Consider the following 11,372-nt stretch of genomic DNA (forward strand, 5'->3'; position numbering starts at 1 on the left):
CCGCTGAACTTGTTCAAAGGAGGTGTCACCGCGACTCACAGCCTCCAACCCGGCGGCGAGCAGGGTTTTCATCCCGCCTTCATTGGCCAGTGAGATGATGTGCTCCAGCGGCATATCGGCAGAAATCGCGTTCTGTAACTTGTTACTCATCGGCAGCACCTCAAATAACGCCAGGCGTCCGTAATAGCCCGAGAAGCAGTGGTCACAGCCTGGGGCGCGCCATGTTTGTAAGGTGCCTGGCCAGATTTCGTGTGGCAGATGTGCAATGGCCTGCGCTGGCTGGCGGCAGTGCTCGCAGAGCCGTCGTACCAGACGCTGCGCGATGACTAACTGTAATGCCGGGCCGAGCAGGTAACCGGGAATATCCATCTGTCGCAGACGCGTGAGCGTTTCTGCCGTCGAATTGGTGTGCAATGTTGATAGCACCAGATGTCCGGTCTGCGCCGCTTTAACGGCAATGCTGGCCGTTTCGGCATCGCGGATTTCGCCCACCATAATCACATCCGGATCCTGTCGCAGCAGAGCCCGCAGTACACGGTTAAAATCGAGCCCGCTCCGCGGTTGGATTTGCGTCTGGTTAATGCCCTCTAATGGAATTTCAACGGGATCCTCTACACTGCAGACATTTTTATCCGGCACATTCAGAGCGCTTAATCCGCTGTAGAGGGTAAAGGTTTTACCGCTGCCGGTAGGCCCGGTGACCAGTATCAGTCCCTGAGGTTTAGCCAGCGCGTGCTTCAGTAACCGGAGTTGGGTAACCGGCATGCCGAGTTTATCCAATGCGATCGCGCTGTTTTCACTTTGCAGCAGTCTCACCACGGCTTTCTCACCGTGACTAATGGGTAAAGTAGAAAGGCGAAATGCGGCCTGTTGATCGTCAAGGTTCAGTGTGAATTGCCCATCTTGTGGCAAGCGACGCTCGGCGATATCCAGCCCGCCGAGGATTTTCAGTCTGGCAAGCACCGCAGCCGTAGGTGCATCTGGCAAATGTGACAGTTTGTGCAAGACGCCATCAATACGTAATCGGACGCGTAACCCCTGCTGCTGAGGTTCAAAATGCACGTCAGAAGCACGGCGTTGGATCGCCTGGCGCAAAATCTGTTCAACGGCATTAATCGCTGTTTCGGTAGCGGCCGGTTCGTGCAACGTCGCCGAGTCATCAGGGGTGTGCAGGAGTTGCTCCAGTCGTGCCGCTGGCCAGCACTCGACTTCCACTTTGCACTGACTGGCGAATTGCAGGGCTTCCAGCAGCAGCGGATCGGGCGTCTCGGCTACTGCGACGCGCAGTGATGTGGCGTCATGCTGAAGCATCACCGCCTGGTAACGTGCGCATAAGGTCTGGATCGGGGTATTGGGCTGTGCCATCAGTGAGTGTCCTTATCGGTGAAGCGGAACTGTTCAAGACAGCTGTCGCGCAGACTGGCATTGGTGCTGGTGCAACTGCGTTGCCAGTCCAGCGTGCCTTCCGTGGTGTTCCAGATAGGTGTCATTTCTACACTCAACCCGGTAAGACTCTCCTGACCCGTTAAGGTGATGGCGCCATTCACGACGGTTAGCGAGGCCACATAGCGTGAACCTTTGGCAGCAGGAATGCCGCCTGCACCCGCCTGGCACTGAGTGGGGCCGCCACGTTCAATCGCGCAGAGTTCCACGGCGGTTTTATAAGGCACCATGGTTTGCAGCATGTCAGTCAGCGCGGCGCGTTGTAGATAATTTTGGTAGCTGGGCAGGCCAATAGCACTAAGAATGGCCACAATGCCAATCACTATCATCAATTCGATGAGGGTAAAACCTTGTTGTCTATCCATTATTCAGCTCCTTGTTGTGGAGCGGCTAAGGTAGAAAACGGCGTCTGAAAGCGATAGTGAGACGGTTTAACGCTGGAAGGCAGGATGTAAAGAATCGCCGCGTTTGCAGAAGAAGTATCAATAAACAGGAAGGCGACTCACAAACCGCCGCGCAATTGCGGCGGTAAGAGGGAGGATTTAGTTGTCGCGAAAGCGCATGGAGAGATCCATGGCGCGCAAGTGCTTGGTCAATGCCCCCACGGACACGAAGTCGACGCCGGTTTTGGCAATTTGCGGCAGCGTGGCTTCCGTGACGTTACCGGAGACTTCCAGCAGGGCACGTTTGTCGGTGAGAAGGACGGCTTCATGCATCATCTCGAAGCTAAAGTTATCTAGCATGATAATGTCGGCACCGGCATCAATCGCATCCTGCAGTTCCTGCAGGCTCTCTACCTCTACTTCAACCGGTACATCGGGAGCCAGCCACAGCGCTTTCTCAACGGCATTGCGTACCGAACCGCTGGCAATAATATGGTTTTCTTTAATCAGGAAGGCATCGGAAAGACCAAGCCGATGGTTACTGCCGCCGCCACACAATACGGCATATTTCAGCGCTGTACGCAGACCTGGCAAGGTTTTGCGTGTATCCAGCAATTGCGTTTCGCTGCCAACGAGCAACTCGACATAATGACTGACTTCTGTGGCCACCCCGGAAAGCGTTTGGACGAAATTTAATGCAGTTCGTTCAGCGGTTAACAGCAGCCGGGCCGGACCTTTTAACTCGAATAGCAGCTGGTCAGCTGCGACGTTTTGGCCATCTTCGACATGCCAGACAATCGTGACTTTATTGCCAAGCTGGATAAACACTTCCTGCACCCAGCGTTTACCACAAAAAACACCGGCTTCACGCGTGATGATCTGTGCTTCGGCCTGTTTATCTTCCGGTAAGAGCAGGGCGGTGATGTCACGGTCAGCATCCACCTCACCACCCAAATCCTCCCGAAGTGCGCGCGCAACGGCTTCGGGGATGTCCTGCTCAATACGCTTAATCAGTTCCTGACGACGATGATCGGGATCGTAACGACGCGATGCCATGCTTATGCCACTCCATTAATCGGATTTAACTGCGCTCACCTTAGCCTGATTTATAGCCTATTGCCAGTCGTGATAGCTGAAATGTTTAGTATCCTTAACACTGTTCGCCATTCACATTAAGTCACAAGCCGAAAAGGGGAAACATGTTATTCTCAGCCTGATTTAGCCTGGGATTTAGAACATGAAACTGGAAGATGGCTGGATTACCAGCGCGCGCAAAGTGCCCTCGCCGCACTTTAACCAACGACCGGAAAATGAAATTCCCTCGTTGCTGATTATTCATAATATCAGTTTGCCGCCGGGGGAATTTGGTGGCCCGTGGATTGATCAACTGTTTACCGGGACCTTGCCGCCGGATGCTCACCCCTATTTTGCCGATATCGCGCAGCTGCGCGTGGCGGCGCACTGCCTGATTCGTCGTGATGGTGAGTTGGTGCAGTATGTTTCGTTTGATCAGCGTGCATGGCATGCCGGTGTGTCGCAATTTGCCGGGCGAGAAAACTGTAATGATTTCTCGATGGGCATTGAGCTGGAAGGCACGGATACGTTGCCTTATACCGACGCGCAGTATAAGACCTTAAAAAAGGTCACGGCCTTGTTGCTTAAGCACTATCCGCTGACGCTGGAACGCATTACCGGACACAGCGATATCGCGCCACAGCGCAAAACCGATCCAGGCCCCGCATTTGACTGGATACGCTATAAAGAGTCTATCAGGCAGGAGAATCCCTGAAACAGCAGGAGCAGGTATGACGTTGTTTAGCTTGTTATTAGTGTTAGGTTGGGAACGCCTGTTTAAATTGGGTGAGCATTGGCAGCTGGATCATCGTCTGGAGCCGCTGTTTCGCGGACGCCAGCGATTTTCACTGCTGCGCACGTTGGTGATGACCCTCATCGCGATGCTGATCGTCTGGCTGTTGGTGTGGAGTCTGAAAGGCATTCTGTTTGGCGTGGCACAACTGGCATTCTGGATTGTGGTGGGCTTGCTGTGTATCGGCGCAGGTTCGGTGCGTCTACACTATCATCGCTACCTGAAAGCCGCCAGCCACGATGATGAAGCGGCGCATCAGGCCATGGCAGCGGAACTGACACTGATTCATGGTGTACCCGTTGAGTGCAGTGAGCGTGAGTTTTTACGTGAGCTACAAAATGCACTGATTTGGATTAACTTCCGCTTTTACCTCGCGCCACTGTTCTGGTTTGTGGTCGGTGGCCCTTACGGACCGGTGCTGCTGGTGGGTTATGCCTTCTTGCGTGCCTGGCAAAGTTGGCTGGCAAAACACCATTCTCCACTGGAGCGCGCGCAGTCAGGTGTAGACAGCATACTGCACGTGCTGGACTGGATCCCGGTGCGACTGGCAGGTGTGGCTTATGCGCTGTTAGGCCACGGTGAGCGGGCATTGCCTGCGTGGTTTGCCTCGCTAAGCGATCGGCATCGTTCGCAATATCAGGTGCTGACCAGTCTGGCGCAATTCTCGCTGGCGCGCGATCCGCATATGGATAAAGTGGAAACGCCACGGGTGGCCGTGGCGCTGGCGAAGCGGATATCGTTAGTGCTGGTGGTTGTGGTCGCGTTGCTGACCATTTACGGCACGCTGGTGTGATCGGCAGGCGGTACACCGAAATCTGGTGTGCCGTCTTCGCGCCATTCAATGTACTTCAGGCGCGTATGGCGATTCGGATCCCATAATGGATCGCCTTCAATTTCGGTGTAATTCCGCGCGTGATACACCAGCACGTCCCTGCCGTTTTCGTCCCGCGTAAAGCTGTTATGCCCCGGCCCATACTGCTGATTTTCCCAGCTGGTGGTGAAGACTGGACGCGCAGATTTCTGCCAGGCAGTGCTGTCGAGCGGATCGGCCATCATGTCGATGCTGAGCATTCCCAGGCAGTAATTCTCATCAGTTGCGCTGGCGGAATAGGTGACAAACAGCCGATCGCCGTGATGAATAACTGCTGGGCCCTCATTGACGCTAAAGCCTGCGCACTCCCACTCATACTCCGGCCGGCTGAGCATCACCGGTGCGCTTTTCAGCGTCCAGGGATTAAGCAATTCCGCGAGATAGAGATTGGAATTACCCGGAATAGCGGGATCCTTCTGTGCCCACAGATACCAGTTTTTGCCCTGATGCACGAAATGCGTCGCATCAAGCGAGAAAGAGTCGATTGGGGTAAACACTCGGCGAACAGGTTGCCAGTGGCCGGAAAGCGGATTGCTGTCATCACACACCAGCGCATACATGCGATGCTGAAACAGGCCATCTTTGATGTCGCGTGTTGGCGCAGCAGCAAAGTAAATCACCCATTGTCCATTGATATGGTGCAGTTCCGGCGCCCAAATTAACGCACTATACGGCCCGGTATCAGGCTTGCGCCACACCGTAATCGCCTCCTTCTCAATCAGTCCATTCAGTGTGTCAGCGTAGCGGATTTCGAGTCGATCATATTCCGGCACCGATGCCACGAAGTAGTAGCCTTCGCCATGACGCAGGATAAATGGATCGGCGCGTTGGGTAATAAAGGGATTTGGCCAGCTCATTTGATCTCTCCAGGTTGCGGGGTGACAGTCAGGGAGGCAGGGGATAATTCACGTGCATTGGCACGGCGTAGCGCAAGATCATCCTGAATGATGCGCATGAGTTTGCGATCCACCTTCAGCAAGCGCACTACACCGGCGGTGATCAGATAGCCAACACCGGGAATCACGGTAAACAGCAGCATGATGCCGTTGATGGCGTTGGGAGCCTGCTGCTTTGCACCCGCGTCATAGCCATAAATAGACAGCAGGAAACCAACCATCGCACCGGCCACCGCCAGACCCACTTTGAGGAAGAACAGGTTACCGGAGAAGCTCATGCCGGTGATGCGTTTTCCCGTTTTCCATTCACCATAATCATCGACATCCGCCATCAGCGACCAATGCAGCGGTGACGGGATTTGATGCAGGATATTCAGCAGGAAGTAGGCGACGACAACCGCCACAGTCGCATGAGGATCAATCCAATAGAAACCGCACGAGAAGAGTGCCAGCGCGATATTGGTCCAGAAAAACACCTTCAACTTGCACCAGCGGTCGGTGAGGATTTTTGCCAGCGTACTGCCGAACATCATGCCAATCACACCCAGGCTAATAAACAGCGTGGCAAAATGCGTGGATTGCCCCATTACCCAGGTAACGTAATACATGGTGGCGGCCATGCGGATAAAGCCAGGACAAACATTGCAGAAGGTGAGCAGGAGAATGCGCACCCATTGATCGTTCTTCCAGACGTCACGCAGATCTTTCTTCAAATCATCATTACTGGGCGCGGCTGGACGGATACGTTCGCGAACCGTGGCAAAACAGAACAGGAACATCGCCAGGCCAATCAGTGCCAGCACGCTCATCGCCATTTGGTATCCGCGTGCTTTGTTGTCACCGCCAAACCACTCGGCCATCGGCAGCAGAGAGAGCGACAGGATCAGTGTCGCCACGCCCACCATCACAAAGCGGTAAGATTGGCAGAAGACGCGTTCACCGGGATCGTTGGTGATCACACCGCCCAACGAGCAGTAAGGAATATTGATGGCGGTGTAGGTGAGCGACATCAAGAAGTAGGTGACAAAGGCCCAGATAACTTTGTTGTCATAGCTCCAGTCTGGCGTGGTGAACATCAGCACGCTGAACAGCACATAGGGGACGGAAACCCACAGTAGCCACGGGCGAAAACGCCCCCAGCGGCTTTGGGTACGATCGGCGATGGCGCCCATAATGGGATCGGTGACGGCATCCAGCACGCGAACAGAAAGTAGCAGTGTACCGACCAGCGCGGGTGCGAGGCCAAACACATCGGTGTAGAAATAGTTAAGGAAAAGCATGATCGCACCGCCGATCATATTACATCCGGCATCGCCCATGCCATATCCCAGTTTCTCTCTGAATGAGAGCGCTGCGCCTTCCATTGTTCGTCTCCCGCGAAAAGGTGAGACGAAATTATCAGCGTTAAATCAGTAACCTGCTGGGGAACAATTGGTCACGTAGATGGACAAAACAGGTGGGCGCAGAAAAGTGTGAGGCAGATCAGGAATGTTGCCCGGCGCTGACGCGCCGGGCAAGAGCATACATTAGGCTTCTTGCACTTTATTTTTGATGGTGTAACCCACTGCCAGGATAATGATCCAGACAGGAATCAGCCACACAGAAATCGCCATACCCGGCGTCATCGCCATGATGACCAGTACGGCCGCCATGAACGCGAGGCAGAGCCAGTTACCAAACGGATAGAGCACGGCTTTAAAGCGCGTGGTCACACCCTGCTGGTCTTTCTTCTTACGGAATTTCATGTGCGCGAGGCTGATCATCGCCCAGTTGATCACCAGCGCAGAGACCACCAGTGACATCAGCAGGCCAAAGGCTTCGCCCGGCATCAGGTAGTTGATCAGGACGCACAGCGCTGTGGCTACTGCAGAGACCAAAATGGTTGCCACTGGCACGCCGCGTTTATCAACATTGAGCAGCGCTTTAGGTGCATTACCCTGCTGCGCTAAGCCGAACAGCATACGGCTGTTGCAATACACGCAGCTGTTGTAGACCGACAGCGCCGCCGTCAGGATCACCACATTCAACGCGTTGGCGACAAAGGCATCACCCAATTCGTGGAAGATCAACACAAACGGGCTGGTCTCTTCGGTGACGCGCGTCCATGGCAGCAATGACAGTAACACTGCCAGTGAACCAATATAGAAAATCAGGATACGCCACAGTACCTGGTTAGTGGCTTTCGGGATGCTCTCTTGCGGATTGTCAGCCTCAGCCGCCGTGATACCCACCAGCTCAAGACCACCAAACGAGAACATAATGATCGCCATCATCATCACCAGGCCGGTCATACCGTGTGGCAGGAATCCACCCTGGCTCCACAGGTTAGTGACGCTGGCCTGCGGACCGGCGTTGCCGCTGAACAGCAGCCAGCCGCCGAACAGGATCATGCCGATAACCGCGACGACTTTGATGATCGCGAACCAGAATTCCATTTCCCCAAACACTTTTACGTTGGTCAGGTTAATGGCGTTGATGACGACGAAGAAGATCGCCGCACTGGCCCAGGTCGGGAATTCGGGATACCAGAATTGGATGTATTTACCGACGGCACTCAGTTCAGCCATGGCAACCAGGACATACAGCACCCAGTAGTTCCAGCCAGAGGCGAAACCGGCAAAGTTGCCCCAGTACTTATAGGCGAAGTGGCTGAAGCTGCCGGCAACCGGCTCTTCCACGACCATTTCACCTAACTGGCGCATAATCAGAAAGGCAATAAATCCTGCAATCGCATAACCGAGAATCACGGCCGGACCGGCCGATTTAATTACTGATGCGCTACCCAGAAACAGGCCAGTACCCACGGCACCGCCCAGCGCAATCAGCTGAATATGGCGATTTTTCAGGCCGCGGTGCAGCGATTCGCCATGCTGTTGTTCCATACAAACCTCGTGATGTTGTTATTGTGCACCTGCAGTGCGCGCACTGTAAGGCTGTTTTACGCAATGTATTCTTTTCTTTACGGTATTTGGCGTGCTGTGTGCATGCTGAAACTACCATGGCGACCAGAATAGTGATAAGCGCGCCGCTTTGCACCTGCTTTTGCTTTTTGTGCTGAGAGATGGCTGAAAAAGCAGCACTATCCACTGGGTGTCGCTCGCGCTATTTCTGACATGAAAAATCAATAAACACGAATAGCTTTCCCTTATGGTTGCCTGTAAGGCTTAGGGCTAACTCAGTGTAAGGTTTGGTAAAAGTGAAATCTGTTAACAATTCACTTACGGAGCAAATATATGCCTTTATCACGGTAAGTTAGCGCGCTGTAACAGCGATATACCCCGGAAGTGTGATGCCTGCCATATAGACACAAGGTGAATACTTTGTTACTTTACGGGCACCATTTTTCAATTGGTATTACCAATTTACTCCGGACGTTTTCACAATAAGAAGGGAAGATGGCTTACAGTAAAATTCGCCAACCCAAGCTCTCCGATGCGATCGAGCAACAGTTGGAGTCTCTCATTATGGAAGGGACGCTCCAGCCAGGTGAAAAGCTTCTCCCCGAGCGCGAACTGGCGAAACAGTTTGATGTCTCACGTCCATCCCTGCGCGAAGCGATTCAGAGCCTGGAAGCCAAAGGCCTGCTGCTACGCCGTCAGGGCGGTGGTACCTTCGTGCAAACAAATCTCTGGCAAAGCATGAGCGATCCCTTAGTCAGCCTGCTTGCCGAACATCCAGAATCCCAGTTTGACCTGCTGGAAACCCGTCACGCGCTGGAAGGTGTTGCTGCCTATTATGCGGCGCTACGTGGCACGGATGAAGACTTGCAGCGTATTCGCGACTGCCATGTTCACATCCAACAGGCGCAGGACAGCGGCGATCTGGATGCTGAAGCAGATGCAGTGATGAAGTATCAGATCGCTGTCACAGAAGCCGCCCATAATGTGGTGCTTTTACATTTGCTGCGTTCCATGGGCCCTATGCTGGAACAAAACGTCCGTCAGAATTTCGAATTGCTTTACGCTCGCCGGGAAATGCTGGCGAAAGTGAGCGGTCACCGCGCCAGTATTTTTGAGGCGATTGTGGCTCGTGAGCCAGAACAAGCACGCGAGGCATCCCATCGTCACCTGGCGTTTATTGAGGAAATCTTGCTGGACAGAAGTCGGGAGCAGAGCCGTCGTGAACGCTCCCTGCGTCGTTTACAGCAACGTAAGGAATAACGCACGGCAACGAACGTGCGGACATAAACGACGGGCCTGTCTTACTTGTGCTGTGAACCAGAAGCAAAGCACAAGCAGACAGGCTCCTGATAATTCAACGTATTAGACACAGATAAGGAACACACCCCATGTCAGAACGTTTACAGAATGACGTGGATCCGATCGAAACTCGTGACTGGCTACAGGCGATCGAATCGGTCATCCGTGAAGAAGGTGTTGAGCGCGCGCAGTATCTGCTTGATCAGGTATTGAACGCAGCACGCAAAGGTGGCGTGAAAGTGGCTGGCGGTGCGTCGGCTATCAGTAACTACATCAACTCTATTGCTGTTGAAGATGAACCGGACTATCCGGGCAACACCTCTCTTGAACGTCGTATCCGTTCCGCAATTCGCTGGAACGCCATTATGTCGGTCCTGCGTGCATCGAAGAAAGATCTGGAGCTGGGTGGTCACCTCTCATCTTTCCAGTCTTCTGCCACCATTTATGAAGTGTGCTTCAACCACTTCTTCCGTGCGCGCAGTGATAAAGACGGCGGCGATCTGGTTTACTTCCAGGGCCATATTTCTCCAGGCATCTACTCACGTGCTTTCCTTGAAGGCCGTCTGACTGAAGAACAGATGAATAACTTCCGTCAGGAAGTGCACGGTAAAGGTCTGTCTTCTTACCCGCACCCGAAACTGATGCCTGATTTCTGGCAGTTCCCAACCGTTTCTATGGGCCTCGGTCCATTGAACGCGATCTATCAGGCGAAGTTCCTGAAATATCTGGAACACCGTGGCCTGAAAGACACGTCTAACCAGACCGTTTACGCCTTCCTCGGTGATGGCGAGATGGATGAGCCAGAATCTAAAGGTGCAATCACCATCGCCACCCGTGAGAAGCTGGACAACCTGGTGTTCATCATTAACTGTAACCTGCAGCGCCTCGATGGCCCGGTTACCGGTAATGGCAAAATCATCAACGAGCTGGAAGGCATCTTTGCCGGTGCTGGCTGGAACGTGATTAAAGTGATCTGGGGCGCACGTTGGGATGAACTGCTGAAGCAGGACACCAGCGGCAAACTGATCCAGCTGATGAACGAAACCGTTGATGGTGACTACCAGACCTTCAAATCCCGTGATGGCGCCTACGTGCGTGAGCACTTCTTCGGTAAATACCCGGAGACCGCTGCACTGGTGAAAGACTGGTCAGACGAAGAGATCTTCGCCCTGAACCGTGGTGGTCACGATCCGAAGAAAATCTACGCGGCACTGAAAAAAGCGCAGGACACCAAAGGTCAGCCGACCCTGATCCTGGCACATACCATCAAAGGTTATGGTATGGGTGACACGGCGGAAGGTAAAAACATCGCGCACCAGGTGAAGAAGATGAACATGGATGGCGTTCGCTATATCCGTGATCGCTTCAACGTGCCGGTAGCAGACGATCAGATCGAAAACCTGCCGTACGTGACCTTCGAGAAAGGTTCTGACGAGTACAACTATCTGCACGGTCAGCGTGAGAAGCTGGGTGGCTACCTGCCAACCCGTCAGGCAGAGTTCAGCGAGAAGCTGGAAATGCCAACGCTGGAAGAGTTCAAACCGTTGCTGGAAGAGCAGAACAAAGAGATCTCGACCACCATCGCGTTTGTACGTGCCCTTAACGTGATGCTGAAGAACAAGTCGATCAAAGATCGTCTGGTGCCAATCCTTGCGGATGAAGCGCGTACCTTCGGTATGGAAGGTCTGTTCCGTCAGATCGGTATTTACAGCC

The 11,372-nt window shown here is 53.6% G+C and carries 10 protein-coding genes; 4 read left to right on the top strand and 6 right to left on the bottom strand.

The window, feature by feature from the left end; all coding sequences use genetic code 11:
• From gspE to nadC, 3 genes are all read right to left on the bottom strand, one after another.
• Positions 1-1,365 (bottom strand): type II secretion system protein GspE (gene gspE / locus RT340_RS18235; protein ID WP_313377435.1); only part of this gene is annotated, 1,365 nt, incomplete at its 3' end.
• Positions 1,365-1,808 (bottom strand): prepilin peptidase-dependent pilin, encoded by a 444-nt coding sequence (gene ppdD, locus RT340_RS18240; protein WP_097118349.1) that lies wholly within the window; start codon positions 1,806-1,808, stop codon positions 1,365-1,367. The genes gspE and ppdD, both read right to left, overlap by 1 nt.
• A gap of 177 nt (positions 1,809-1,985) precedes the next feature.
• On the bottom strand, positions 1,986-2,882 hold the full coding sequence (nadC, locus tag RT340_RS18245) for a carboxylating nicotinate-nucleotide diphosphorylase (RefSeq protein WP_211729133.1): 897 nt from the start codon (positions 2,880-2,882) through the stop codon (positions 1,986-1,988).
• 181 nt (positions 2,883-3,063) lie between these two features.
• Here nadC and ampD point away from each other — a divergent pair, with 181 nt between their 5' ends.
• Entirely contained in the window at positions 3,064-3,615 is a 552-nt protein-coding gene (gene ampD, locus RT340_RS18250; protein WP_045816802.1) for a 1,6-anhydro-N-acetylmuramyl-L-alanine amidase AmpD, read from the top strand.
• Positions 3,616-3,631: 16 nt separating this feature from the next.
• The gene (gene ampE, locus RT340_RS18255) at positions 3,632-4,486 is read left to right on the top strand and encodes a beta-lactamase regulator AmpE (RefSeq protein ID WP_034829634.1); all 855 of its coding nucleotides are present in this window, start codon (positions 3,632-3,634) and stop codon (positions 4,484-4,486) included.
• Here ampE and RT340_RS18260 read toward each other — a convergent pair.
• From RT340_RS18260 to aroP, 3 genes are all read right to left on the bottom strand, one after another.
• On the bottom strand, positions 4,468-5,421 hold the full coding sequence (locus RT340_RS18260; RefSeq protein WP_313377436.1) for a family 43 glycosylhydrolase: 954 nt from the start codon (positions 5,419-5,421) through the stop codon (positions 4,468-4,470). The genes ampE and RT340_RS18260 overlap by 19 nt on opposite strands.
• Positions 5,418-6,824 carry an MFS transporter gene (locus RT340_RS18265; protein ID WP_313377437.1) on the bottom strand — a complete coding sequence of 469 codons (1,407 nt, stop codon included), beginning with the start codon at positions 6,822-6,824 and terminating at the stop codon, positions 5,418-5,420. The genes RT340_RS18260 and RT340_RS18265 overlap by 4 nt, the downstream gene beginning before the upstream one ends.
• Positions 6,825-6,986: 162 nt before the next feature.
• Positions 6,987-8,342, bottom strand: a complete 1,356-nt coding sequence (gene aroP, locus RT340_RS18270) for an aromatic amino acid transporter AroP (RefSeq protein ID WP_097118353.1) — start codon at positions 8,340-8,342, stop codon at positions 6,987-6,989.
• Between the two features lie 513 nt (positions 8,343-8,855).
• On the opposite strand from aroP, the gene pdhR reads away from it, so the two are divergent.
• Both pdhR and aceE read left to right on the top strand, forming a co-directional pair.
• The gene (gene pdhR, locus RT340_RS18275) at positions 8,856-9,620 is read left to right on the top strand and encodes a pyruvate dehydrogenase complex transcriptional repressor PdhR (protein WP_034829622.1); all 765 of its coding nucleotides are present in this window, start codon (positions 8,856-8,858) and stop codon (positions 9,618-9,620) included.
• Positions 9,621-9,748: 128 nt separating this feature from the next.
• The coding region (aceE, locus tag RT340_RS18280) for a pyruvate dehydrogenase (acetyl-transferring), homodimeric type (RefSeq protein WP_313377438.1) at positions 9,749-11,372 on the top strand (1,624 nt) is incomplete at its 3' end.

The sequence above is a fragment of the Pantoea sp. CTOTU50773 genome (assembly GCF_032082325.1).
Classification (GTDB): Bacteria; Pseudomonadota; Gammaproteobacteria; order Enterobacterales; family Enterobacteriaceae; genus Pantoea; species Pantoea communis.